This window comes from Pseudomonas sp. PD9R (assembly GCF_019200975.1).
GTDB lineage: Bacteria > Pseudomonadota > Gammaproteobacteria > Pseudomonadales > Pseudomonadaceae > Aquipseudomonas.
The window spans coordinates 1-26,722 of sequence record NZ_JAHTMR010000016.1; the positions used below are offsets into that span (position 1 = coordinate 1).

Genomic DNA, 26,722 nt, shown 5'->3' on the forward strand with positions numbered 1-26,722 from the left:
GACANGATCAAAAGATCGCAGCCTGCGGCAGCTCCTACATGTATTTCCTTACGACCCCGTGCCACCCACGGTGATCGCATCAATCTTCAGCGTTGGCTGGCCGACACCCACCGGCACCGACTGCCCATCCTTGCCACACGTCCCCACGCCGCTGTCCAGTGACAGATCGTTACCGACCATCGACACTTTGCTCATGGCTTCCGGCCCGTTGCCGATCAAGGTCGCGCCTTTGACCGGTGCGGTAATCTTGCCGTCTTCGATCAGGTACGCCTCACTGGTGGAGAACACGAACTTGCCGCTGGTGATATCCACCTGACCGCCGCCAAGGTTGGCGCAGTAGATGCCGCGCTTCACCGAGGCAATGATTTCTGCAGGATCGCTCTCGCCCGCCAGCATGTAAGTGTTGGTCATGCGCGGCATCGGCAGGTGCGCGTAGGACTCACGACGACCGTTCCCGGTACGCGCCACACCCATCAGGCGGGCGTTGAGTTTGTCCTGCATGTAACCTTTGAGGACGCCGTTTTCGATCAGTGTGGTGCACTCGGTCGGCGTACCTTCGTCGTCGACGCTCAGCGAGCCACGGCGACCGGCCAGGGTGCCGTCATCGACAATCGTGCACAGCTTCGACGCGACCATCTCGCCCATGCGCCCGCTGTAGGCCGAACTGCCCTTGCGGTTGAAGTCACCTTCCAGACCGTGGCCAACCGCTTCGTGCAGCAGCACACCGGACCAACCGGAACCCAACACCACCGGCAACGTACCGGCCGGCGCCGGGATGGCTTCGAGGTTGACCAGCGCCTGACGCAGCGCTTCACGGGCATAGCTCATCGCTCGATCTTCGCCGAGGAAATAGCGGTAATCGGTACGACCGCCACCGCCATGTCCACCGCGCTCGCGACGACCGTTCTGCTCGACGATCACGCTGACATTGAAACGCACCAGCGGCCGCACATCCGCCGCCAGACCGCCGTCGGTGGACGCCACCAGAATCCGCTCCCAGACGCCAGCCATGCTCACGGTAACTTGCTGGATACGTGAATCGAGCGCTCGGGTCGCGGCATCGACACGCTTGAGCAAGTCGACTTTCTCGGCACGGGTCAGCACTTCCAGAGGATTGTCCGGACCGTACAACTGTGCGACATCCTGGGTGGTGAACGCCTGCACGGTGCCGTTCTGACCCGCACGGGAGATCGAACGGGCGGCACGCGCCGCCGCGCCCAGGGCTTCCAGAGTGATTGCGTTGCTGTAGGCAAAACCGGTTTTCTCACCCGATTGCGCCCGCACGCCCACACCCTGGTCGAGGTTAAAGCTACCTTCCTTGACGATGCCGTCTTCCAGCGCCCAGGACTCGGAAATCTGCCCTTGGAAGTACAGGTCGGCGGCATCGATACCCGGGCCGGCCAGATCGCCGAGCACACCTTGCAGGCTCTCGATCGTTACGCCGCCGGGCGCCAGGAGGTGTTCACTGACTGAGGACAACAACTCGCTCATATGCTTTACGCCTTAAATTCGTCGTTCTGATGCAGGTCGCTGTGCGCCCTGCGAGAAAAATCGCCGGTGACCGGATACCGGCATCCGCGCCCGGATGGACGCCTGTTCACTGCTGTCACGGTCGGCCAGCAGCACGGCCTCGCCTTGATCCTGTTGCGCCAGCACACGCCCCCACGGGTCGATGATGGCGGCATGGCCCCAGGTTTCTCGTGGCCCCGGATGCGTTCCACCCTGAGCGGCGGCGAGCACGTAACACTGAGTCTCGATGGCTCGCGCGCGTATCAGCACATCCCAGTGCGCGGCACCGGTCACCGCAGTAAAGGCTGACGGCGCGGTAATCAACTCCGCCCCGGCAGCACGTAATTCGCTGTATAGCTCCGGGAAACGCAGGTCATAACAGACCGTCAGGCCGACTCGCCCAACCGGTGTGTCCGCCACCACAACTCCGCTGCCATAAGCATAGTCATCCGATTCGCGATAACGGCCGCGATTGTCCGCAACATCCACGTCGAACAGGTGCAGTTTGTCGTACCGCGCCACCGTTTCGCCCTGATCATCGACCAGCAACGAGCAGGCATGCACCTTGGCCGTCGGTTGATCCACCGGTGGCAGCGGCAACGTGCCGGCCACTATCCATAACTTGAGGTCGCGTGCGGTCTGTTTCAACCAAGGCAGAATCGGGCCGTCGCCCAACGCCTCGGCGCGGCCGATGTCGGCAATGTCGCGTCGGCCCATGGCGGCGAAATTTTCCGGCAGCACGGCAAGCTTCGCGCCAGCGGCGGCCGCTTGCTCAAGCAGGCGACGCGCCTGGGTCAGGTTGGCCAGCACGTCGCTCTGACTGACCATTTGAATCACCGCTACAGACATGGCCTTTTCCTTATTGAAATTACATTTGCCTGTAGGAGCTGCCGCAGGCTGCGATCTTTTGATATTCGTTTTTCAAGATCAAAAGATCGCAGCCTGCGGCAGCTCCTACACGGCCATGCTACTCCATAGGCCGCAAGGATGGTTTTTCAAAAAGGCTTGTCGAAGGTGATTATCGGTTCTTTCCACGGCCCTTTGACGGTGTACTTGACGCTGGCAAAACGGGACACGCGGTCACCGATCAACTTGTCGATCAGGAACAGCGCGCCACCGATGGCGGGCGCACCGACTATCAGCGCGGCAATCGGCAGGTTGTTGGTCACCGGCAAGGTGACCAGCAATTTTGCATCGATTTGATCGGCCACCATGTTCAAGGTGCCATCGAGTTCTATGGTGCTCGACGGGCCGGTCAGGCGGATCGGCTCGCGGGTCACATACACACCGTTGGTCGCCACTAAAAGCCCCTTGACCCGGTCATAGCTCAGGCCTTTGCCGAACAGATCGGAGAAGTCGAGGCGAAGCCTGCGGCCAATCGAGTTGAAGTTAAGCAGGCCAAACACCCGCAATGCCTGAGCACTGCCCTCAACCTCGACCATCTGGCCTTCATTGAGTGTCGCATCAAGGGTGCCGGAGAAGCGCTTGGTGGCCAGCCACGCTGGTGAACCGGGCCAGCGCCCATCGACGTCCATTTTGAAATCCTTACTGGTGACGCTCGGCGCAAAGCCCCAGCCCTTGAGCACATCCGCGAGGTTCTTGCCGCTAATCCGCCCCTTGTACCAACTGGTGCTAGCTCCGGGCGCACCTTCCCAGCCGCCACTGCCCTGCAACAGAATGCCCTTGAGGCCCATGTCCAACGAATTGAGAGCGATGCCCTTCGCGGTCGGCCGAATCTTCAGCGACCAGGCGCCCACCAGGTCATTGCCCTGGAACAACTGGTTGATGGTGATATCCAGCGCGGGGATCTTGGTCGGATCGACCGAGGCCAGTGGGTCAGGTGAGTTTTCGTCGGCAAGAACCGTTGGATCAGGTGCGGGCAGACGCACGTATTGCAGGTTGATCACCATCGGCGCGGCTTTCGCGTCGGGAATGCTGGCAGTGCCCTTGACCTGCTGGCTATCGAGCTGCAAGGCCCAGTTGGCCGGTTTGCGCGTCAACAGCACCGATGCCTGATCCAGAGTCGTACCGAGCGCGGTGAGCTTGCCGACCTTGAAATCCGCACCGCTGAGCAATTGCTTGGCACTGCCACCCGGATCTTGCCCGGCATACTTGCTCACCAGATCCTGCCACGGGCCGACATCCAGTTCCGATAGCACGCCGCGCACCCGCAGGCCTTTGGCTTCGGGTAACACGGCATTGCCATTACCCAGGAACAGCTCACCGCGACCTTCGGAAAAATTGCCGGTCGGCGCGGCAAAGGTGAAGTTGGCCAGTTCGCCGTAGTTCACCCAGTAGCGTCGCTCCGGTCCTTGGAGAGTCATGCGGAAAGTGGTGTCACGGCCCACATCCGCAGGCATGCCGAAGGGTGCTGGCAAATCGACCGCCACGCCTTTGAGATTGGAGCTGACCGCCAGCTGGCTGTCCGCACCGTTCAGGGTTAGTTGCAGTTGGTAGGGGATAACACCGCTCACGGGCAACGGTTGGGTAACGCTTAGCCAGTCAGTGAGTTTCTTAACCTCGACCTGCCCTGAGGCAGTCACCCGGGTATTGAGTTTGCCCTCGCGACCATCGGCGAAAATTTGCGCAGTCACCGGTTTGTCGAATGCGCGTGCGGTGATGTTCTGCCCACTCAGCCCTTTTGTGCTGTCAAAGCGGAAATCGCCTTTGAGCTGGGTCAGTTCCAGCGGCGGCTCGGGCAGTTTGAGGCGGGCCTTGGCGGTCTTGAAGTCGACCAGAATTTTCGGTTGTTCGCCTTTGACCAACGGAATATCCAGCTTGAGTTTGCCTTGCAGGTCGCCTTCACCTTCCCAGCGCGCGAAGCTCTCGGCGGTGCCGATCGGTGCTTCCTGAAGAATTTTCAAGCCATCGCCCAACCCGCCGGAAAACCCACCGTCGAGAAACAGGTGGCTGCTCTTCCCATCCGGAACGTGGGGGATATTGACGTAAATGTCGCTGACCTGGGTATCGAGCAACTGCCCTTTGCTCGCCAGAATCCTCACGCCACTGTCTTCGACAAATACATCCCCCGTGACCTTGCTGACATGCGGCCAGCCCGGCTGGAACGCCAGCTCGGCATCGTGCACTTTGAAAAACAGGCTGATGCTACGGGCGGTGTCTTCGGCACCGTGGTTCAGCGAGCCTTGGTACTGGAAAAAACCTTGATCCACTGCACCTTTGAGAATTGCCGTACGCAACCATTCGTCCAGCGCGGGGCTAAGGACGGCAGGCAGGTACTTGGCGGTGTAACGACCGTCACCGTCCACCATGCCAACCCGCAGGTCCATGTAATCTTCCTGGGTATGGTCGAAATGCAGGCGGATCAGGAAGTCACCGGCAATCTTGCCTTCCTCGCCCAACACCTTCAGGTACGGCGCGATCAGGGTGAAGCCATCTTTATCCAGCTTCCAGGTCAACGTTGCGTTGGCCTGAATGTATTGCCATGGCTTGGCGAAAATCGGGTCCAGGTGCAGCATGAAATCCTTGCTGTCCATGCGCAATTCGCCGTGCCCCAGATCGCCGCTGATGCTACCTGTGACGTTACGTGCCGCCGGAGCGCCGTGATAGGCATCAAAGCCGACCCGGTCAAGGTTGGCGGCAAAGCTGAACCTGCTGTCGTCAGTGGCATTGGGCCGCATATCGATCAGCACATTGCGCAGCCCGCCGATAACCTTGAGCCGCTCAACTACCGTAGCAACGCCTTCGGGCAACGGCGCCAAGGCATTGAGCAAGGGCGTGAGCGGAGTGAGGTCCAGGCGGTCGGCTTGCAGATGCCAGACTTCCTCCGACTTGTCGGTGGCCGCGAGCTGCTTGAGCTGCAGGTGTGACTCCCAGCGAGTCTCGCCGAGATTCATGGCCAGCGAATCCACCGTGACCAGCATGCCCTCGGCGCTGCGTTGAAAATAGCCGTTCAGCGCCAGATTGTTGATCTGGACGGGCTTGCGTTCGGCGTAGGCCCCCTTGAGTTGCGGCGCATTCAAACGCACCGCAGCTCTTTGCAGGGCACCCTGGCCCCACGTCGCCCACAGCTCGCCGCCGGCCTTGAACTCGGAAAAATTCCATTGTCGGGTCAGGCGTTCGGGCAACCATTTCGACCAGTCGCTTTGCGGCAGGCTGACATAAACATCGGCTTCGCCGTCCTTCCACTGGCTGGCACGAATTCGAGTGCGCAGGCTCAAGGCCAGCGGCTGCCCATCGGGCAGGGTCAATCGAGCATCGAGTCGCTGACGAGCGGTACCGGTTCTCAGATTCAGGCCGACGTAGGTCAGGGTCAGAGGCGGCTCTGCAAACGGCTGCAAGGTGATCTGGCTGTCGAGTACCGACAATTGCTGGATCATTTGCATGCGATTGAGCAATTGCTCCGGATCGACAGGCTGATCTTCCTTTACGGGCAAGCCTTCCAGCGCCCAGTGACCATCCTCGCCTTCCCTGAGGCTGATCTTCAGGCCATTGAGCTCCAGATGGGCGATGCGCACTTCACGCGCAAGCAGGCTCTCCCAAACATCCGGTACCGCCTGAACCTTTTCCAGGTGCAGGGCATTGGCGCCCTCGCCGACTGTTACATCGTGAGCCGACAACACAGGCGCGAAGCCGCTCCAGGTACCTTTTAGTTCGCCAATCTGCAGCTGCATGCCCAGCGCGTCGCTGGCCCGGGTCTCGACTTCGCCGCGGTATTCGGCCACCAGTGGCACCAGTTCCCGGCCTAGGCTGACGTACAACGCCATCAATACCAAAGCCAACGCGCACAGGCCCAGACCCCAGCGGGTCAGTGCGGCCAAAATGCGTGTCAGACGCTCCATGTCGGTTGGCTCCCATGGCAAAAGTTTTTGCAAAAAGCTGAGGCCAGCCGTTCAGGAAAAATTAAAACGCAGCGATTCAGAGCAACACCACGTCGTATTGTTCCTGGGAATACATGGTTTCAACCTGGAACCGAATGGTGCGCCCGATAAACCCTTCAAGCTCGGCGACATTGCCTGATTCTTCATCGAGCAAACGGTCCACGACTTTCTGGTTCGCCAATACACGATAGCCTTCCGCCTGATAGGCGCGAGCCTCGCGGAGGATTTCGCGGAAGATTTCGTAGCAAACGGTTTCAGGAGTCTTCAACTTGCCCCGGCCCTGGCAACTGCTGCACGGCTCGCACAGCACTTGTTCGAGACTTTCGCGGGTGCGCTTGCGAGTCATCTGCACCAGGCCCAGCTCGGTGATGCCGATGATGTTGGTCTTGGCGTGATCGCGCTCCAGTTGCTTTTCGAGCGTGCGCAGCACCTGACGCTGATGCTCTTCATCTTCCATGTCGATGAAGTCGATGATGATGATCCCGCCCAGGTTGCGCAGGCGCAGCTGGCGAGCGATGGCGGTCGCGGCTTCGAGGTTGGTCTTGAAGATGGTTTCTTCGAGATTGCGATGACCGACGAAGGCCCCGGTATTGACGTCGATGGTGCTCATGGCTTCCGCCGGATCGACCACCAGATAACCGCCGGACTTCAGCGGGACTTTGCGTTCCAGCGCTTTCTGGATTTCGTCTTCGACGCCGTACAGGTCAAAAATCGGCCGTTCGCCAGGATAGTGCTCAAGACGATCAGCGATTTCCGGCATCAGTTCGGCGACGAACTGCGTGGTTTTCTGAAAGGTTTCCCGCGAGTCTATGCGGATCTTCTCAATCTTCGGGCTCACCAGGTCGCGCAATGTCCGCAACGCCAGGCCAAGGTCTTCGTAGATCACGCTCGGTGCGCTGATGGTTTTGATTTGCTCGTTGATCTGGTCCCAGAGACGGCGCAGGTAGCGGATGTCCATGAGGATTTCGTCGGCCCCGGCACCTTCGGCCGCGGTACGCAGGATAAAACCGCCCGCCTCCTTGATGCCCTCTTTGGCGACGCAATCAGTGACCACTTGCTTGAGACGCTCGCGCTCGGCTTCGTCTTCGATCTTCAGCGAAATGCCGACATGAGCCGTGCGCGGCATGTACACCAGATAACGCGAGGGGATCGACAGCTGAGTCGTCAGCCGCGCGCCTTTGGAGCCGATCGGGTCCTTGGTGACTTGCACCACCAGGCTCTGGCCTTCATGAACCAGTGAGCTGATGCTCTCGACCGTCGGGCCTTCGCGCAGGGAGATTTCCGATGCATGAATGAACGCGGCGCGATCGAGGCCGATGTCAACGAAAGCGGCCTGCATGCCGGGCAATACCCGCACGACCTTGCCTTTATAGATGTTGCCGACGATCCCGCGCTTTTGCGTGCGCTCGACATGAACCTCTTGCAGGACACCGTTTTCAACCACCGCCACGCGCGATTCCATCGGCGTGATGTTGATCAGGATCTCTTCACTCATGGCAGGGTCTCGTTCAGGCATGTTCACGATAATGGCCGCATTGGGTCAGTACGACGCTTAACGCGCGTTATGGGTTTGCCAACAGGGTATGCCGAAATGGCCGAGCAGTTCTGCGGTTTCGCACAGCGGCAGTCCAACCACCGCCGAGTAACTTCCATTGAGCCCGGCGACAAACACCGCACCCAGTCCTTGAATTCCATAACCACCCGCCTTGTCCCGCGGCTCGCCACTGGCCCAATAGGCCGCCGCTTCATCGCTACCGATGGGGCGAAAACGCACCACGCTGCGCACCACCCGCGACTCACAGCGCTCGCCGTCGAGCAGCGCAATGGCCGTCAGGACGTCATGTTCACACCCGGACAACATCTTGAGCATGGCGCACGCATCAGCTTCATCCACTGGCTTGCCGAGAATTTTTCCGTCAAGCACCACGGCGGTATCTGCACCCAGGACGCAGAACGGAACATCGGACACCACAACATCACGCCCAGCCGCAGCCTTGCCGCGTGCCAGACGCTCGACATAGGCCGAAGGGGATTCGTGGGATAGCGGGGTTTCATCGATGTCCGCACTGATGGCGGAAAACGGTACGCCGATCTGCGTGAGCAGTTCACGCCGACGCGGCGAACCTGAGGCGAGGTAAAGCAGTTTCATCAAGACCTCTCCCTGTCTAATGGCTGAGCGAATTAATTGATTTTGTAGCGTCGACGCAATCCGCGCAAACCGTAGCTGATCCATGGCCAGAGCAAGGCGCTGACCAGTGCCGGAAGCACCAGGGCCAGCGTTGGCTGGCGATTGCCGGTCAAGGCGCTGAGCCACAGCTGCACAAGCTGCGCGAGGCCGAATATCACCAGGATCACCAGGCTCTGTTGCCACATCGGGAACATTCGCAGGCGCTGTTGCAGCGCCAGCACCAGGTAGGTGATCAGCGTCAGAATCAACGCGTTCTGGCCCAGCAACGTGCCATACAGCACGTCTTCTGCCAGGCCCAGGCACCACGCGGTGACCATCCCGACTTTCTGCGGCAGGGTCAGCGCCCAGAACGCCAGCAGCAAGGCCAGCCACAGCGGGCGAAGAATTTCCATGAATTGCGGCAGCGGAGAAACGCTGAGCAGCAGGCCGATGGCGAACGTCAGCCAGACGATCCAGCCATTACGGGAAGCTTTGACACCCACCATTATTCTTGCCTCCCAGTGGTGGCCGGCGCGGAGACGGGCGGTTTGACAGCTGGCTTGACGACAGCCGGTTGGGTCGCCGGGGGTTTAGCGGTTGCCGGTGCAGTGGTAGGGACATTCGCTGGCGGCTTGGCCGCCGGATGCTTGGCACCCGGTTTGGCCGGAGTGGCGGCGGGTGCAGCCACTGGCGTCGCGGGGGCCACCGGAGCAGCCGGAGCCGTAACGGCAGCGGGTACGCCAGCCGGTTTCGGCACGGTTGCCGGAATGATCGGCCCACCGCCCTGCGCATCCAGAGACTCTTGAGCCTGGGCCGCGTCGTTGGCACGTTCTTCCGGAGTCCGGGTGTCGCTGAACACCAGCAGCAAGTAACGGCTACGGTTCAATGCGGCGGTCGGCACGGCGCGAACGATGGCGAACGGCTGGCCGGAATCGTGAATCACTTCCTTGACCGTCGCCACCGGGTAACCCGCCGGGAAGCGCTGGCCAAGACCGGAGCTGACCAGCAGATCGCCTTCCTTGATGTCAGCGGTATCGGCCACGTGACGCAGTTCCAGACGCTCCGGGTTGCCGGTGCCGCTGGCAATTGCCCGCAGACCGTTGCGGTTGACCTGCACGGGAATGCTGTGGGTCGTATCGGTCAGCAGCAGCACGCGGGAGGTGTACGGCATCAACTCGACCACTTGGCCCATCAGGCCGCGCGCATCAAGCACCGGCTGACCGAGGACTACGCCGTCGCGCTCACCTTTGTTGATGATAATGCGATGGGTAAAGGGGTTGGGGTCCATGCCGATCAACTCGGCCACTTCGACCTTCTCGTTGACCAGTGCCGAAGAGTTGAGCAACTCGCGCAACCGAACGTTCTGCTCGGTCAGGGCGGCAAGCTTTTGCATGCGACCCTGCAACAGCAGGTTTTCAGTCTTGAGTTTTTCGTTTTCGGCGACGAGCTCGGTCCGGCTGCCAAATTGGCTGGCCACACCTTGCCATAGCCGCTGCGGCAGGTCGGTGATCCAGTAAGACTGCATCAGCACCAGCGACATCTGGCTACGCACTGGCTTGAGCAGTGTGAAGCGGGCATCGACCACCATCAGCGCGATCGAAAGCACGACCAGCACCAACAAGCGCACGCCCAGCGAGGGACCCTTGGAGAAAAGCGGTTTAATAAGCCGCTCCTCCCAGGCAAATGTTCTCTTTACTCATACGGCATCAAACCGGCCTGGATGCAGACTGACAGAAGATAAACGCGAACAGGCAGCACTGCAAAGTGCCGCCTGCGCGCTCAACAGCATAGAGGCAATCCGGCGACTTATTCGCTGGAGAGCAGATCCATGGTGTGTTTATCCATCATTTCCAATGCACGGCCACCGCCGCGAGCGACGCAGGTCAGCGGATCTTCGGCAACGATCACCGGCAGACCGGTTTCCTGGGCCAGCAACTTGTCGAGGTCACGCAGCAAGGCGCCACCACCGGTCAGGACCAGACCACGCTCGGCGATATCGGAAGCCAGTTCCGGAGGCGATTGCTCCAGAGCACTCTTCACGGCCTGAACGATGGTTGCCAGCGACTCTTGCAGAGCCTCAAGCACTTCGTTGGAGTTCAGGGTGAATGCGCGTGGAACGCCTTCAGCCAGGTTACGACCACGAACGTCGACTTCACGCACTTCGCCGCCCGGGTAGGCAGTACCGATTTCCTGTTTGATGCGCTCTGCAGTCGACTCGCCGATCAGGCTGCCGTAGTTGCGACGCACATAGGTGATGATCGCTTCGTCGAAGCGGTCGCCGCCCACCCGTACGGATTCGGCGTAAACCACACCGTTCAGCGAGATCAGCGCGATTTCAGTGGTACCACCACCGATATCCACGACCATCGAACCGCGCGCTTCTTCTACCGGCAGGCCGGCACCGATCGCAGCAGCCATTGGCTCTTCGATCAGGAACACTTCACGGGCACCGGCACCGAGGGCCGATTCACGGATGGCACGACGCTCAACCTGGGTGGATTTGCACGGAACGCAGATCAGCACACGAGGGCTAGGCTGCAGGAAGCTGTTTTCGTGAACCTTGTTGATAAAGTACTGCAGCATCTTTTCGCAGACACTGAAGTCGGCAATTACGCCGTCCTTCATCGGACGAATGGCAGCAATGTTGCCCGGCGTTCGGCCCAACATGCGCTTCGCTTCGGTGCCGACAGCGACGACACTTTTTTGGTTACCGTGTGTCCGAATAGCCACAACGGAGGGCTCATTCAGGACGATACCGCGCTCGCGCACGTAAATAAGGGTGTTGGCAGTGCCCAGGTCAATGGAAAGATCGCTGGAAAACATGCCACGCAGTTTCTTGAACATGGGAAAGGGACCCTAGGCAACGCGTGGGTAAAAAAGTGCGGCAAACTCTAACAACGACAGGGATTTTGGGCAAGGCACCAATATGTTAAATTGGCCGCTTTTCTGTGCACCAAGCCCCACAATCGCGGCCTTATGACCGTAGAAGTGCGGTAGTGTTCCGACAATCTAACACACGGACGCCGTCCGTTCTGTTTTCCACTGGAGAATCCCAATGGCGCTTGAACGCTCCGACGTGGAAAAAATCGCTCATCTGGCCTGTCTTGGCCTCAATGATGCCGATCTTCCACATATCACTTCGGCCCTCAACAGTATTCTCGGGCTGGTCGACGAAATGCAGGCGGTCAATACCGACGGTATCGAGCCGCTCGCCCACCCACTGGAAGCCAGTCAGCGCCTGCGCGCAGACGTCGTGACCGAGACCAATCACCGCGAGGCTTACCAGTCCATCGCACCAGCGGTCGAAAACGGCCTGTACCTGGTTCCGAAAGTCATCGACTAAAGGGAAAGAGCCTGCAATGCATCAATTGACTCTGGCCGAGATCGCCCGCGGACTCGCCGATAAAAAGTTTTCTTCCGAAGAGCTGACCAAAGTCCTGCTGGCGCGTATCGCCCAGCTCGATCCACAGCTCAACAGTTTCATCAGCCTCACCGAAGACCTGGCGCTGCAGCAGGCGAAAGCCGCTGACGCACGCCGCGCCAATGGTGAGAGCGGTGCCCTGCTCGGCGCGCCGATTGCCCACAAAGACCTGTTCTGCACCCAGGGCGTCCGCACCAGCTGCGGCTCGAAGATGCTCGACAATTTTAAAGCACCGTACGACGCCACCGTCGTCGCCAAACTGGCCGCTGCCGGTGCCGTGACCCTGGGCAAGACCAACATGGACGAGTTCGCCATGGGCTCGGCCAACGAATCGAGCTACTACGGCGCGGTGAAAAACCCGTGGAACCTGGAACACGTGCCCGGCGGTTCGTCCGGTGGCTCGGCCGCCGCCGTTGCCGCTCGTCTATTGCCGGCTGCCACGGCAACCGACACCGGCGGCTCTATTCGTCAGCCCGCTGCATTTACCAACCTGACAGGCCTGAAACCGACGTACGGTCGCGTTTCGCGCTGGGGCATGATCGCTTACGCGTCGAGCCTCGATCAGGGCGGGCCGTTGGCACGCACGGCCGAAGACTGCGCAATCCTGCTGCAAGGCATGGCCGGCTTCGACACCAAAGACTCCACCAGCATCGATGAGCCCGTGCCTGATTACAGCGCCAGCCTCAACGACTCGCTGAAAGGCCTGCGCATTGGCGTGCCTAAAGAGTATTTCAGCGCCGGCCTCGACCCGCGTATCGCCGAGCTGATCCACAACAGCGTCAAAGAGCTGGAAAAGCTCGGTGCCGTGATCAAGGAAATCAGCCTGCCGAACATGCAGCACGCGATCCCTGCGTACTACGTGATCGCTCCGGCAGAAGCGTCGTCCAACCTGTCGCGTTTCGACGGTGTGCGTTTCGGCCACCGCTGTGAAAACCCGGTCAACCTGATCGACCTGTACAAGCGCTCCCGTGGCGAAGGTTTCGGCCCGGAAGTGCAGCGCCGGATCATGGTCGGCGCTTACGCGCTGTCCGCAGGCTACTACGACGCCTACTACTTGAAGGCACAGAAGATTCGTCGCCTGGTGAAGAACGACTTCATGGCCGCCTTCAATGAGGTCGACATCATCCTCGGCCCGACCACACCGAACCCGGCCTGGAAGCTTGGCGCCAAGAACAGCGACCCGGTCGCTGCCTACCTGGAAGACGTCTACACCATCACCGCCAACCTCGCCGGTCTGCCGGGCTTGTCCATGCCCGCAGGTTTCGTCGACGGCCTGCCGGTCGGCGTGCAATTGCTCGCTCCGTATTTCCAGGAAGGTCGCCTGTTGAACGTTGCCCATCAGTATCAGTTGAACACTGAATGGCACACCCGCACCCCAACCGGCTTCTGAGGAGAAACACATGCAATGGGAAGTCGTGATCGGGCTGGAGATTCATACCCAGCTCACCACCCGGTCGAAAATCTTTTCCGGTAGCTCCACCACCTTCGGTTCCGAGCCGAACACCCAGGCCAGCCTGATCGACCTGGGCATGCCCGGCGTATTGCCGGTGCTGAACCAGGAAGCGGTGCGCATGGCGGTGATGTTCGGTCTGGCGATTGACGCCGAGATCGGTCAGCACAACGTGTTCGCCCGCAAAAACTACTTCTACCCGGACCTGCCCAAGGGCTACCAGATCAGCCAGATGGAATTGCCGATCGTCGGCAAGGGCCACCTGGACATCGCGCTGGAAGACGGCACCGTCAAACGTGTCGGCATCACCCGTGCGCACCTGGAAGAAGACGCCGGCAAGAGCCTGCACGAAGAGTTCAACGGTGCCACCGGTATCGACCTGAACCGCGCCGGCACGCCGTTGCTGGAGATCGTTTCCGAGCCGGACATGCGCAGCGCCAAGGAAGCCGTGGCTTACGTCAAGGCGATCCACGCGCTGGTGCGTTACCTGGGCATTTGCGACGGCAACATGGCCGAAGGCTCGCTGCGTTGCGACTGCAACGTGTCGATCCGTCCGAAAGGCCAGGTTGAGTTCGGTACTCGCTGCGAGATCAAGAACGTCAACTCGTTCCGTTTCATCGAGAAGGCGATCAACAGCGAAATCCAGCGCCAGATCGAGCTGATCGAAGACGGCGGCAAGGTAATCCAGCAGACCCGCCTGTACGATCCGAACAAGGACGAAACCCGTCCGATGCGCAGCAAAGAGGAAGCCAACGACTACCGTTACTTCCCTGATCCGGACCTGCTGCCGGTGGTCATCGAGGGCTCGTTCCTCGACGACGTGCGCGCCACCCTGCCGGAATTGCCGCCGCAGAAACGTGAGCGTTTCCAAGAGCAGTTCGGTCTGTCGGTCTACGACGCCAGCGTGCTGGCCACCAGCCGTGAGCAAGCCGATTACTTCGAGAAAGTCGTGAGCATCAGCGGCGACGCTAAGCTGGCGGCCAACTGGGTGATGGTTGAACTGGGCAGCCTGTTGAACAAACAAGGCCTGGACATCGACCAGTCGCCGGTCTCGGCCGAGCAACTGGGCGGCATGTTGCTGCGCATCAAGGACAACACCATCTCCGGCAAGATCGCCAAGGTGGTCTTTGAAGGCATGGCCAACGGCGAAGGCAGCGCAGACGAGATCATCGACAAGCGCGGCCTCAAGCAAGTGACCGACACCGGCGCCATTTCGGCGGTGCTGGACGAAATGCTCGCGGCCAACGCCGAGCAGGTCGAGCAATACCGCGCGGCAGACGAAGCCAAACGCGGCAAAATGTTCGGCTTCTTCGTCGGCCAGGCAATGAAAGCGTCCAAAGGCAAGGCCAACCCGCAACAGGTCAACGAATTGCTGAAAAGCAAGCTCGAAGGCTGATGAGAATGGAGCCAGCATTCAAAACTGGCTCCATTCCCTGTGGCGAGGGAGCTTGCTCCCGCTGGTCTGTGAAACAGACCCAAATCGGCAACCGCATGAATTTAGTAAAAATGCGTTGTCTGATTTTGCGACCGCTTCGCGGCCGAGCGGGAGCAAGCTCCCTCGCCACAACTTTTTGGGGAGCCTTTCAAATGAAACGTCTACTCGGCACCTGCGCCCTGCTCTCGTTGCTTGCCGGTTGCGCCAGCAATGAAACTGTCGATCCACACGGCTACGACAAAACCGGCATGGCCTCGTACTACGGCGCCAAACACCAAGGGAAACGCACCGCCAGCGGTGAACGTTTCGACAAGAATTCCCTGACCGCCGCCCATCGCCAGTTGCCATTCGGCACGCGGGTGAAGGTCACCAATCTGAACAACGACAAATCCTGCGTCGTGCGCATCAACGACCGAGGGCCACACACCCGCGGACGCCTGATCGATCTGTCCCATGAGGCCGCCGAACGCTTGGGCATGCTCAAGGCCGGTACCGCACGGGTTCGCGTGCAAGCCCTCGACTGACAGATGGAGCCCCGATCATCCTCGGACTAGCCGATTTACCCCTCATCAGCGTGATCGAATTGCTCAGCGGGCTTGTGCTACTGATTGCCGGCGCTGAACTGATGGTGCGCGCCGCCGTGCGCCTGGCCGCACGCCTGCACGTGCGTCCGCTGATCATCGGCCTGACCATCGTCGCCCTCGGCAGCAGCGCGCCGCAGATGGCGGTCAGCCTGCAAGCCACCCTGGCGCATAACGCCGATATCGCCGTTGGTAGCGTCATCGGCAGCAGCATTTTCAACATTCTCGTCACCCTCGGTCTTTCTGCACTGATCATCCCCCTGCGGGTGTCGCGCCAACTGGTGCGCCTGGATATCCCGCTGATGATCGGTGCCAGCCTGCTGGTGTTTGTGCTGGCGTGGAATGAAGAGCTGACCCGCGTCGACGGCGTGATGTTGCTCGCGGCGCTGTTGCTGTATCTGGGCTTGTTATTGCGTCAGTCGCGGCATTCGGTGCGTCCGGTATCGAGTCATGACCACACCGGGCAAACGCCGTGGGTCAGCAGCCTGCTGATGATCATCTTCGGTCTGGCGATGCTGGTGTACGCCGGTCATTTGTTGCTGGGCGCGGCGGTTGCTGTCGCTACCGACCTTGGACTGTCGGAGCGGATCATTGGCCTGACCATCGTCGCCGTCGGCACTTCCCTGCCAGAACTCGCCACTTCGCTGATCGCCGCCCTGCGCGGTGAACGGGAAATCGCCGTCGGCAACGTGATCGGCAGCAACCTGTTCAATCTGCTGGGCGTACTGGGCATTACGGCGCTGATTGCGCCGTCGCCGCTGTCGGTATCGCCCAATGCCCTGGATTTCGACCTGCCGGTGATGCTCGGTGTCGCGGCGCTGTGCCTGCCGGTGTTCTATTCCGGTTACCGGGTGACCCGCGCCGAAGGTCTGCTTTTTTTAGGCTTATACCTGGCTTACGGCCTGCACGTGGTGTCGTTTACCACCGGCATGCCGCTGGCGGGCAAGCTTGAACATCTGATGTTGTTTTTTGTCCTGCCGGCGCTGTTGGCGTTCTTGCTGTTCACGTCGCTGCGCGCCTGGCGTCGCCAACACCACAAGAGGGAATTGCCATGACCGAGAATAAAAAAACCGGCGTTGAAGTACGCCGCCAAGTGATGGGCGATGCCTTTGTCGATCGCGCGCTGGGCAACGCCACCGAGTTCACCCAGCCGTTGCAGGACTTCGTCAATGAACACGCCTGGGGCAGCGTCTGGAGCCGCGAAGGCCTGCCACTGAAAACCCGCAGCCTGATCACCCTGGCGGCGCTGACCGCGCTGAAGTGCCCGCAGGAGTTGAAAGGTCATGTGCGCGGTGCTTTGAACAACGGCTGCACCGTAGAAGAAATTCGTGAGGCACTGCTGCATTGCGCGGTATATGCCGGCGTGCCGGCGGCGATCGATGCGTTTCGAGCGGCGCAGGAAGTGATTGATACCTACCAAAAGCCGGAATAACGCCAACCCCTGTAGGAGCTGCCGCAGGCTGCGATCTTTTGATCTTGTTTTGTTGCGCGCTCGAAGGTGTAGAAGATCAAAAGATCGCAGCCTTCGGCAGCTCCTACATTGTCCGCGTGTAAACCCGATCATGTAGGCGCTGCCCCAGGCTGCGATCTTTTGATCTTAGATCCACCCACCCCACTGCAACAAAAAGATCCCGATGTTGGTGGTGACTGCCGCCATCAGTGTGGTGATGACGATGATCGCCGCTGCCAGTTCATGATTGCCATCGGCCTGACGGGCCATGACGAAACTGGCCGCAGCGGTCGGGCTGCCGAAGTACAGAAACAGAATCCCCAACTCCGCCCCGCGAAAACCCCACAGCCATGCACCCAGGGTCGCCAGTATCGGCAGGCCGAGCATCTTCACCAGGCTTGAACTCAGCGCCATCCTGCCGCTTTTGCGCAACGCCGCGAGCGACAGCGTGCCACCAATGCAGATCAGGGCCAACGGTAAAGTGGTTTGCGCCAGGTACTGGCCGGACGTTTCCAGCCATCCCGGCAAGCCGATCTTGAAGTACGCGAACGGCGCGGCAGCAATCACGCTGATGATCAGCGGATTGCTGAACACGCTTTTGCAAATGCTCCACGGGTCGGACTTGATGACCGGGCTGTACACCGCCAGCACGATGGTCGAGAGCGTGTTGTAGAACAGGATCACCAGCGCCGCGAGAATCGCCCCGAGGGAAATCCCATAGTCGCCGTACATGCTCGCCGCCAGCGCCAGGCCAATGACTCCGTTGTTACCGCGAAAGGCACCTTGGGTGTAGATGCCGCGGTCTTCGCGTGGACATTTGAGAATCGCCCACCCCCAGGCAATGGCAAAGCCCACCAGGGTGGCGAGGGAGAAGTAGATCAGCAGCGCCGGTTGCAGCGCGGCGTGCAGGTCGGCATGCAGGATGCCCAGAAACAGCAACGCCGGCATGGTGACGTTGAACACCAGGGCCGATGCGGTGTGGATGAAATTGTCGTTGATCCAGTCGATGCGTTTGAGCAACACCCCCAGAAACAGCATGGCAAACACCGGCGCGGTGATGTTCAGGGTTTCGAGGAAAATTGCCAGCATGCCGGGTGACCTTGAGGTGGGCGTCGTTAGGGGGCTAATGATAAGCCAGCCGAGCACATTAAGATCAAAAGATCGCAGCCTGCGGCAGCTACAGAGTACACATAACCCTGTAGCTGCCGCAGGCTGCGATCTTTTCCAGGCAACCCGGAATCAGGTAATAGGCGCCGGGTTGAACAACGTGATGTCGTTATGCAGCTTGTGCTTTTCCGCCCACGTCTGTTTCTTGCCGCTGGCCACGTCCAGGTAGTAGTGGAACAACTCCCAGCCAAGGTCTTCGATAGAGGCGCGTCCGGTGGCGATGCGCCCGGCGTCGATGTCGATCAGGTCCGGCCAGCGCTGCGCCAGTTCGGTCCGGGTCGATACCTTCACCACCGGCGCCATCGCCAGCCCGTAAGGCGTGCCGCGACCGGTGGTAAACACATGCAGGTTCATCCCCGCCGCCAACTGCAACGTCCCGCAGACAAAGTCGCTGGCCGGGGTCGCGCAGAAGATCAGGCCTTTCTCCTTGAAGCGCTCGCCAGGACCGAGCACGCCAGTGATTGCACTGCTGCCGGACTTGACGATCGAACCCAAGGACTTTTCGACAATGTTCGACAACCCGCCTTTCTTGTTGCCCGGCGTGGTGTTGGCGCTGCGATCCGCTTCACCCTTGGCCAGGTAACGGTCGTACCAGTCCATTTCCCGCACCAGTTCCTGAGCGACTTCCGTGGTTTGTGCCCGGGAAGTCAGCAGGTAGATCGCATCGCGCACTTCGGTGACTTCGGAGAACATCACCGTCGCGCCAGCGCGCAGCAGCAAGTCCGAGGCGTAGCCCAGGGCCGGGTTGGCGGTGATCCCGGAAAACGCATCACTGCCGCCGCACTGCATGCCCAGTATCAGCTCGGACGCCGGCACGGTTTCCCGACGGCGCTGATCGAGTTTTTTCAAACGGGTCTCAGCCAGCGCCATGATCTGCTCGATCATCTCGGTAAAACCGTGGCTGGAATCCTGCAGGCGATACAACCACGGCTCGCTCAGATCCACCGAGCTGTCGTTCTCGTGCATCACTTGCCCGGCCTGCAATTTCTCGCAGCCCAGGCTGATCACCAATGCCTCGCCGCCCAGATTCGGATTGCGCGCCAGGTTGCGCACGGTACGAATCGGGATATAGGCGTCAGTGGCAGTGATTGCCACGCCACAGCCGTAGCTGTGGGTCAGCGCCACTACGTCATCGACGTGTGGGTACTTGGGCAGCAACTCGTCCTTGATGCGCTTGACCGCGTGATCCAGCACGCCGGTCACGCATTGCACCGTGGTGGTGATGCCGAGAATGTTGCGCGTGCCGACGGTGCCGTCGGCGTTGCGATAACCCTCGAAAGTAAAGCCTTCCAGCGGTGCTTGCGCGGCCGGCACTTCGGTGGACAGCGGCAAGCTGTCCAGCGGCGGCGCGGTCGGCATGCGCAGTTGATCTTCCTTGACCCAACTGCCGCGTGGAATCGGCTGCAAGGCGTAGCCAATGGTCTGGCCGTAACGAATCACCTGGCCACCCTCGGGAATGTCTTCCAGGGTGACTTTATGGCTCTGTGGCACGAAGTCCACGGTAACCAGGCCATCCGCAAACGCGGTGCCGGCCGGTACGCCCTGATCGTTGACCACGATCACCACATTGTCCCGCTCGTGCAGGCGGATGTAGCGCGGCGAGTCGGAATGTTCAATCAACTGCATGACGCCGCTCCTCAGGAATGCGCTTGAGACAATTTGCCGTTTGTTTCAGGGCCGCCAACCGGTGGCTCTTTGAGCACCACACGTTTGATCGGACCAACGATGACCAGATAGCTGAACACCGCGACCAATGCGTTGCAACCCACAAACACCAGCGCCCATTTGAACGAGCCAGTGGAGCTGATGATGTAACCAATGACGATCGGAGTGGTGATCGAAGCAAGGTTACCGAACATGTTGAACAGGCCACCGCTCAAACCGGCAATCTGTTTTGGCGATGTGTCGGAAACCACCGCCCAACCCAGTGCGCCCACGCCTTTGCCGAAAAATGCCAGGGCCATGAAACCCACGACCATCCATTCGATGTCGACGTAATTGCACGCCACGATGCTGCTGGAAACCAGCAGACCGGCAATGATCGGCGCCTTGCGGGCGAAGGTCAGCGAATGGCCTTTGCGCAGCAGGTAGTCGGAAATCACCCCGCCGAGCACCCCGCCAATGAAGCCGCAGATCGCTGGCAACGAAGCAATGAAACCGGCCTTGAGGATGGTCATGCCGCGTTCCTGCACCAGGTACACCGGGAACCAGGTCAGGAAGAAGTAGGTGATGCCGTTGATGCAGTATTGGCCAAGATACACGCCGAGCATCATGCGGTTGGTCAGCAACTGGCGGATGTAGTCCCATTTCGGACCGTCGACTTTTTTGCCTTTGTCCTGGTCCATGTCGACCATGCCGCCGTTGTCGGCGATGTACTTGAACTCTTCGTCATTGATCATCGGGTGCTGGCGCGGGCTGTGGATAACTTTCAGCCAGATCAGCGAGAACACGATGCCGATACCGCCCATTACCACGAACACATGCTGCCAGCCGAAGCTGTAGACGATCCAGCCCATCAGCGGTGCAAACAGTACGGTGGCGAAGTATTGCGCCGAGTTGAAGATCGCAGACGCTGTACCGCGTTCAGCAGTCGGGAACCACGCGGCCACGATGCGCGCGTTGCCGGGGAAGGATGGCGCTTCAGCCAGGCCCACCAGGAAGCGCAGCATGAACAGTGCAACGATCGCCGTGGACATGCCGAACTCGCCGACATAACCCTGCAATACCGTGAACAGCGACCAGGTGAAGATGCTCAAGGCATAGATTTTTTTCGAGCCGAAACGGTCCAGCAACCAGCCACCGGGAATTTGCCCGGCCACGTAGGCCCAACCGAATGCGGAGAAGATGTAGCCGAGGGTAACGGCGTCGATGCCGAGGTCTTTTTGCAGGCTGGAGCCGGCGATAGCGATGGTAGCCCGGTCGGCATAGTTGATCGTGGTCACCAGAAACAGCATGAGCAGGATCAAATAGCGGACGTGAGTCGGCTTCTTGGTCGATTGCATGTAGATGTACTCCCACAAATTATTTTTATGCGCGGGTGAATCTGTGTTGCTCCCTGTAGGAGCTGTCGAGTGCAACGAGGCTGCAATCTTTTGATCTTTGGCGCTTTTTAATACGCCGAAAATCAAGATCAAAAGATCGCAGCCTGCGGCAGCTCCTACAGGGGTACTGCGTGTATCAGGAACCGATATAAGAAGTCTTCACCACGGTGTAGAACTCTTGCGCATAGCGACCTTGCTCACGCGATCCGTAGGACGAACCTTTACGGCCACCGAACGGAACGTGGTAATCCACACCAGCGGTCGGCAGGTTGACCATCACCATCCCGGCCTGGGAGTGGCGCTTGAAGTGGTTGGCGTATTTCAACGACGTGGTGGCGATGCCCGCCGACAGACCGAACTCGGTGTCGTTGGCCATGGCCAGAGCGGCGTCGTAATCCGCTACGCGAACCACGTTGGCCACCGGGCCAAAAATCTCTTCGCGGCTGATGCGCATCGCGGCTTCGCTGTCGGCAAACAGCGTTGGCGCGAGGTAGTAGCCCTCGGTGTCGCAGGTCACCAGACCGCCACCGCTGACCAGGCGCGCACCTTCGGACTGGCCGATGTCGATGTACTTCATGTCTTGTTCAAGCTGTGCTTGCGAAACCACTGGACCGATGTCGGTGCCGGCTTTCAAAGCGTGGCCGACCTTGATCGACTTCATGCGCTCGGCCATGGCTTCGACAAACTTGTCGTGAATCCCGGCAGTAACGATGAAACGGCTCGATGCCGTGCAACGCTGGCCGGTGGAGTAGAACGCGCTCTGTACCGACAGCTCGACCGCTTGCTTGAGGTCGGCGTCGTCGAGAATGATTTGCGGGTTCTTGCCGCCCATTTCCAGCTGGACTTTGGCTTGACGCGACACGCAGCTGACGGCGATCTGACGACCGACACCCACGGAACCGGTGAAGCTGATGCCGTCGACTTTCGAGCTCTGCACCAGCGCATCGCCAACTACACGACCGCTGCCCATCACCAGGTTGAACACACCGGCCGGGAAGCCTGCGCGGGATATAATTTCCGCCAGTGCCCAGGCGCAACCCGGCACCAGGTCCGCAGGCTTGAGCACGACGCAGTTGCCGTAAGCCAGGGCCGGGGCGATTTTCCACGCAGGGATCGCAATCGGGAAGTTCCACGGCGTGATCAGACCGACCACGCCCAAGGCTTCGCGGGTGACTTCAACGTTGACGCCCGGACGCACCGACGGCAGGTAGTCGCCGGACAGGCGCAGGCACTCACCGGCGAAGAACTTGAAAATGTTACCGGCGCGGGTCACTTCGCCGATGGCTTCAGGCAGGGTCTTGCCTTCTTCACGGGCCAGCAAGGTGCCGAGCTCTTCGCGACGAGCGAGGATTTCAGTACCGACTTTATCCAGCGAATCGTGACGTGCCTGAATGCCCGACGTCGACCAGGCCGGGAACGCAGCGCGAGCAGCGTCGATGGCGGCGTGGACTTGCGCCAGATCAGCCTTGGCGTAGTTGCCGATGGTATCGGTCAATTCGGACGGGTTGATGTTGGCGCAGTAATCACCGCCCGCAACCCATTCGCCGTTGATGTAGTTATCAAAACGCTTTGCATCTGCCACGAAATGTTCTCCTCACGCAAAAGGCCGCTGAGTACTCAGCGGCCTTGTTTAATCGGGTGTGTTATTGAGCACCTTGCTTGTCGATCAGCGCGGCGAGCATTTCGTACTCTTCGCCAGTCAGATCGGTCAGCGGTGCACGCACAGGACCTGCGTCGTAACCGGCAATTTTTGCCCCGGCCTTGACGATGCTCACGGCGTAACCGGATTTGCGGTTGCGGATGTCCAGGTACGGCAGGAAGAAGTCGTCGATGATCTTGCCAACGGTGGCGTGATCGTCACGAGCGATGGCGTGGTAGAAGTCCATCGCGGTTTTCGGGATGAAGTTGAACACCGCCGAGGAGTAAACCGGCACGCCCAGCGCCTTGTAGGCAGCGGCGTAGACTTCGGCGGTCGGCAAACCACCCAGGTAGCTGAAGCGATCACCGAGGCGGCGACGGATCGACACCATCAACTCGATATCACCCAGGCCGTCCTTGTAGCCAATCAGGTTCGGGCAGCGCTCGGCCAGACGTTCCAGCAGCGGCGCGGTCAGGCGGCAGACGTTACGGTTGTAGACCACAACGCCGATGTTGACCGATTTGCACACGGCTTCAACGTGGGCGGCAACGCCGTCCTGGCTGGCTTCGGTCAGGTAGTGCGGCAGCAGCAACAGGCCTTTGGCGCCCAGACGTTCAGCTTCTTGTGCGTACTCGATGGCTTGACGCGTCGCGCCACCAACACCGGCCAGGATAGGTACGCTGGTGGCGCAGGTGTCGACGGCAGTCTTGATGATTTCCGAATATTCGCTGGCCGCCAGAGAGAAGAACTCACCGGTGCCGCCTGCGGCGAACAGAGCCGAGGCGCCGTATGGGGCCAGCCATTCGAGACGCTTGATGTAGCCAGCGCGGTGGAAATCGCCCTGGGCATTGAAATCGGTAACTGGGAAAGACAGCAGACCGGAAGAAAGGATGGACTTCAGTTCTTGTGGATTCATTATTCGAACACCCTGGGTAGCGACGTTTGTGTGTGTGTGAGAAAACCGTTCAGCCTGCGCCGAAGTTGTAGGTCATCGTACAACTTAAAAAACAACCGTCAACTGCATTTCATCGCCGTGGGTGAAAATTGTTCGACAAGAAGGTACGACAGCCCGCGTTTATGGGCTTAAACATGTAAAAGATCAGGAATTGGGTAACGCGAGGTCGGGTGTTTTAGAGATAGGTTGTCGGAAGATAGTAGAGGCTGCTTGATTCACGGAGGCCTGAAGTTCTGTGCGACGGCTTCAGGCCCTTTCGCGGGCAAGCCTCGCTCCTACAGGGTTTCGTGTTGATCCACGCCACTGTGTAGGAGCGAGGCTTGCCCGCGAAAGCGGCCTGACAGACCATTAATTATGTAGCCTGCAAACCCTACCCCCGCTGCGCCTCAGCCTCTTCATGAGCATGACGCAAGCGCTCGCGGCTGTTGGTCAGGTGCAGACGCATTGCAGCGCGCGCTGCATCGGAATCCTGCCGGGCAATTGCGTCGTAGATTTCTTCGTGCTCGCGACTCAGGCGATTCATGTAGTGCTGCTGATCGTCATGGGCCAGTCGCGCGGAGTTGAGGCGCGTACGCGGAATGATGCTGGTGCCCAGGTGAGTCATGATGTCGGTGAAGTAGCGGTTGCCGGTCGACAGGGCAATCTGCAGGTGGAACTGGAAGTCCGAGGCGACTGCATCGCTGGCATGGGACACGCTTTCGTTCAGCGCATCCAGCGCCGCGCGCATCAGCGCCAACTGCTCGGCACTGCGGCGTTGCGCGGCGAGGCCGGCGGATTCCACTTCCAGGCTGATGCGCAATTCCAGAATGGCCAGCACGTCACGCAAAGTGACCACGGTCGCCGGGTCGATACGAAAACCACTCGGGCTCGGGGTATCGAGTACGAAGGTGCCGATGCCGTGACGGGTTTCCACCTGCCCCGCCGCCTGCAATCGGGAAATCGCCTCGCGCACCACCGTGCGGCTGACACCATGGGCATCCATGATCGCCGATTCGGTAGGCAACTTGTCGCCACGCTTGAGGTGACCGTCGCGGATCTGCTCGGACAGCACCGTCACCAGTTCCTGCGCGAGACTGCGGCGCTTGCGAGGGAGGCGTGGTGCGTCGTTCGGAGTTTCCATGGTGAACATCTGTCTCGAAAAATTCGGCTGAAACCGCATCATAGCTCAACGCGGTTGTACGATCACCTCACCCCTGCAGGAGCTGCCGCAGGCTGCGATCTTTTGACGTTATTTTTTAAGATCAAGAGATCGCAGCCTGCGGCAGCTCCTACAAGGGCCGTGGTGATTATGCGGTTACGGTTTGATCCACAAGGTGCCCATTCTCGATCCGAATGTGCCGTGGATGGAAACGCTTGAGGCTGCTGCGATGGCCGACGCTGATGATACTCAGCCCCGGCAGTTCATCGATCAGCGCCTGATACAGCGACGCTTCATCTTCTTCATCCATCGCCGAAGTCGCTTCGTCCATGTACAGCCATTGCGGTGCGTAAAGCAGCGCACGGGCAAAGGCCAGACGTTGCTGCTCACCCGGCGACAGCATCCGCTGCCAGTGATTGGCTTCATCGAGTCGCGCCACCAGATGCGGTAGACGGCAGGTTTCCAGGACGTGCACGTAACGCTCGTTCGGGTAGGTTTCGCCGGGCTGTGGATAACTCAGCGCTTCACGCAACGTGCCAATCGGCAGGTACGGCTTCTGCGGCAAGAACAGGTATCGCGCCGCCGGCAGGCGAATGCTGCCGTGACCCATTGGCCATAGATGCCCCATTGCCCGCAGCAAGGTCGACTTGCCGCTGCCGGAGCGGCCGCTGAGCATGACGCGCTCGCCCTCTTCTACTGTCATGTCACCGCTGGTCAACAGGTGACGACCGTCAGCCAGGTCGAGGCCGAGGTTGTGCACCTTCAACGCGTCCCCCTGATTCTGTACATCAATGGCCGGTGCACGCTGTTCATTGTCAGTCATGGCCTGACGGAAACTCAGCAGACGATCACACGTGGCGCGCCAGGAGGCGAGGCTCTGGTACGCGGTGATGAACCAGCTGAAACTGTCCTGGACATTGCCGAATGCCGAGCTGATTTGCATCAGTTCACCCAGCTCGATCTTGCCGGCGAGGTAACGCGGGGCAGCGACCATGAAGGGGAAGATCACGGCGGCTTGCTCATAACCGGACGTGAAGAAGGTCAGACGCTTGGACACCTTCATGATGTCCCAGAAGTTGTGCCACACCATGCCGAAACGACTGTTCAAGCGACGGTGTTCATTGGGTTCGCCGTTGTACAACGCGATGGTTTCGGCATTCTCGCGCACCCGAATCAGGGAAAAACGCAGGTCTGCTTCGAAGCGTTGTTGCCGATTGTTCAAGCCGATCAAGCGGCGACCGATCAAATGCGTCAACCAGCTACCCACCAACGCATACAACAGTACGCACCAGAACATGTAGCCGGGAATGGTTACACCGAATACCTCGACGCTGCCCGACACGCCCCAAAGGATGATCGAGAACGAAACGAGGCTGACGACATTGCGCAACAGGCCGATGCCCAGGCTCAAGGTGTCGGTGGTGAAGTTGTTGAGGTCTTCGGAAATCCGCTGGTCCGGGTTATCGGTGTACCCGCCCTGCTCCAACTGGTAGTAGTTTTTGTCCGCAAGCCAGCGCGAGAAATGTTTCTCGGTGAGCCATGCCCGCCAGCGGATGGTCAGCATCTGGGTCAGGTAGAGCCGGTATACCGCGCCGACGATTGCCACCGCCGCAATGGCGCAGAAGTACAGGATCAGCCGCCAGAACGCCGCTTCGTCCTTCTGTTGCAGGGCGTTGTAAAAGTCCTTGTACCAGGTGTTGAACCACACCGAGATGCCAACGCTGATCAGCGACAGCGCAATCACCGCGATCAACAGCGTCCAGGCCTTGACCTTCTCCTCACTGCGCCAGTAAGGCGTGACCATCGCCCACACTTTGCGAAAAAACTGCCCGCGCACAGCATCGTTGACCGCGGAGTACTCAGCGTTCTGATTCATGGATAAGGCTCGATAAAGAAAAGAACACACACGAACCGATCATAGATGATCGGTT

Annotated in this window: 21 protein-coding genes; 6 read left to right on the top strand and 15 right to left on the bottom strand. The window is 59.8% G+C overall.

Annotated elements, in window-relative coordinates:
- Positions 1-48: 48 nt before the first annotated feature.
- The 8 genes from tldD to mreB form a co-directional block, all read right to left on the bottom strand.
- The gene (tldD, locus tag KUF73_RS25045; RefSeq protein WP_218440687.1) at positions 49-1,491 is read right to left on the bottom strand and encodes a metalloprotease TldD; all 1,443 of its coding nucleotides are present in this window, start codon (positions 1,489-1,491) and stop codon (positions 49-51) included.
- A gap of 12 nt (positions 1,492-1,503) precedes the next feature.
- Positions 1,504-2,358, bottom strand: coding sequence for a carbon-nitrogen hydrolase family protein (locus KUF73_RS25050; RefSeq protein WP_218440688.1), 855 nt, complete (start codon positions 2,356-2,358; stop codon positions 1,504-1,506).
- A 146-nt stretch (positions 2,359-2,504) separates the two neighbouring features.
- Positions 2,505-6,308 carry a YhdP family protein gene (locus KUF73_RS25055; protein ID WP_218440689.1) on the bottom strand — a complete coding sequence of 1,268 codons (3,804 nt, stop codon included), beginning with the start codon at positions 6,306-6,308 and terminating at the stop codon, positions 2,505-2,507.
- A gap of 76 nt (positions 6,309-6,384) precedes the next feature.
- Positions 6,385-7,842 (bottom strand): ribonuclease G, encoded by a 1,458-nt coding sequence (gene rng / locus KUF73_RS25060; protein ID WP_149418143.1) that lies wholly within the window; start codon positions 7,840-7,842, stop codon positions 6,385-6,387.
- 57 nt (positions 7,843-7,899) lie between these two features.
- Positions 7,900-8,496 carry a nucleoside triphosphate pyrophosphatase gene (locus KUF73_RS25065; RefSeq protein WP_218440690.1) on the bottom strand — a complete coding sequence of 199 codons (597 nt, stop codon included), beginning with the start codon at positions 8,494-8,496 and terminating at the stop codon, positions 7,900-7,902.
- A gap of 32 nt (positions 8,497-8,528) precedes the next feature.
- Positions 8,529-9,020: a rod shape-determining protein MreD gene (gene mreD, locus KUF73_RS25070; protein WP_218440691.1), complete on the bottom strand. Its 492-nt coding sequence runs from the start codon at positions 9,018-9,020 to the stop codon at positions 8,529-8,531.
- A complete protein-coding gene (gene mreC / locus KUF73_RS25075; protein ID WP_218440784.1) occupies positions 9,020-10,177 on the bottom strand; it encodes a rod shape-determining protein MreC in 1,158 nt (385 codons plus the stop codon). Before mreC ends, mreD begins: the two co-directional genes overlap by 1 nt.
- A gap of 143 nt (positions 10,178-10,320) precedes the next feature.
- Positions 10,321-11,358 (bottom strand): rod shape-determining protein MreB, encoded by a 1,038-nt coding sequence (mreB, locus tag KUF73_RS25080; RefSeq protein WP_002555108.1) that lies wholly within the window; start codon positions 11,356-11,358, stop codon positions 10,321-10,323.
- A 211-nt stretch (positions 11,359-11,569) separates the two neighbouring features.
- Here mreB and gatC point away from each other — a divergent pair, with 211 nt between their 5' ends.
- The 6 genes from gatC (at position 11,570) to KUF73_RS25110 (ending at position 16,833) form a co-directional block, all read left to right on the top strand.
- Positions 11,570-11,857 carry an Asp-tRNA(Asn)/Glu-tRNA(Gln) amidotransferase subunit GatC gene (gene gatC, locus KUF73_RS25085; protein WP_007901429.1) on the top strand — a complete coding sequence of 96 codons (288 nt, stop codon included), beginning with the start codon at positions 11,570-11,572 and terminating at the stop codon, positions 11,855-11,857.
- A gap of 16 nt (positions 11,858-11,873) precedes the next feature.
- Positions 11,874-13,325, top strand: a complete 1,452-nt coding sequence (gene gatA / locus KUF73_RS25090; protein WP_218440692.1) for an Asp-tRNA(Asn)/Glu-tRNA(Gln) amidotransferase subunit GatA — start codon at positions 11,874-11,876, stop codon at positions 13,323-13,325.
- A 10-nt stretch (positions 13,326-13,335) separates the two neighbouring features.
- Positions 13,336-14,781, top strand: a complete 1,446-nt coding sequence (gene gatB, locus KUF73_RS25095; RefSeq protein WP_218440693.1) for an Asp-tRNA(Asn)/Glu-tRNA(Gln) amidotransferase subunit GatB — start codon at positions 13,336-13,338, stop codon at positions 14,779-14,781.
- Between the two features lie 191 nt (positions 14,782-14,972).
- Complete coding sequence (locus KUF73_RS25100; protein ID WP_218440694.1) at positions 14,973-15,344, top strand: septal ring lytic transglycosylase RlpA family protein; 372 nt, start codon at positions 14,973-14,975, stop codon at positions 15,342-15,344.
- A gap of 50 nt (positions 15,345-15,394) precedes the next feature.
- Positions 15,395-16,456, top strand: a complete 1,062-nt coding sequence (locus KUF73_RS25105) for a calcium/sodium antiporter (RefSeq protein WP_218440695.1) — start codon at positions 15,395-15,397, stop codon at positions 16,454-16,456.
- Positions 16,453-16,833, top strand: coding sequence for a carboxymuconolactone decarboxylase family protein (locus tag KUF73_RS25110; protein WP_047537646.1), 381 nt, complete (start codon positions 16,453-16,455; stop codon positions 16,831-16,833). Before KUF73_RS25105 ends, KUF73_RS25110 begins: the two co-directional genes overlap by 4 nt.
- A gap of 165 nt (positions 16,834-16,998) precedes the next feature.
- On the opposite strand, the gene KUF73_RS25115 is transcribed toward KUF73_RS25110, so the two are convergent.
- The 7 genes from KUF73_RS25115 to KUF73_RS25145 form a co-directional block, all read right to left on the bottom strand.
- A complete protein-coding gene (locus KUF73_RS25115; RefSeq protein ID WP_218440696.1) occupies positions 16,999-17,940 on the bottom strand; it encodes an AEC family transporter in 942 nt (313 codons plus the stop codon).
- Between the two features lie 150 nt (positions 17,941-18,090).
- On the bottom strand, positions 18,091-19,644 hold the full coding sequence (gene garD, locus KUF73_RS25120; RefSeq protein WP_218440697.1) for a galactarate dehydratase: 1,554 nt from the start codon (positions 19,642-19,644) through the stop codon (positions 18,091-18,093).
- 11 nt (positions 19,645-19,655) lie between these two features.
- Positions 19,656-21,020 carry an MFS transporter gene (locus KUF73_RS25125; protein ID WP_218440698.1) on the bottom strand — a complete coding sequence of 455 codons (1,365 nt, stop codon included), beginning with the start codon at positions 21,018-21,020 and terminating at the stop codon, positions 19,656-19,658.
- A 175-nt stretch (positions 21,021-21,195) separates the two neighbouring features.
- Positions 21,196-22,641, bottom strand: coding sequence for an aldehyde dehydrogenase family protein (locus KUF73_RS25130; RefSeq protein ID WP_218440699.1), 1,446 nt, complete (start codon positions 22,639-22,641; stop codon positions 21,196-21,198).
- A 61-nt stretch (positions 22,642-22,702) separates the two neighbouring features.
- On the bottom strand, positions 22,703-23,614 hold the full coding sequence (kdgD, locus tag KUF73_RS25135; protein WP_218440700.1) for a 5-dehydro-4-deoxyglucarate dehydratase: 912 nt from the start codon (positions 23,612-23,614) through the stop codon (positions 22,703-22,705).
- Positions 23,615-24,023: 409 nt separating this feature from the next.
- Positions 24,024-24,773, bottom strand: coding sequence for a FadR/GntR family transcriptional regulator (locus KUF73_RS25140; RefSeq protein ID WP_218440701.1), 750 nt, complete (start codon positions 24,771-24,773; stop codon positions 24,024-24,026).
- A gap of 166 nt (positions 24,774-24,939) precedes the next feature.
- Positions 24,940-26,667 carry an ABC transporter ATP-binding protein/permease gene (locus tag KUF73_RS25145; RefSeq protein WP_218440702.1) on the bottom strand — a complete coding sequence of 576 codons (1,728 nt, stop codon included), beginning with the start codon at positions 26,665-26,667 and terminating at the stop codon, positions 24,940-24,942.
- Positions 26,668-26,722: the final 55 nt, after the last annotated feature.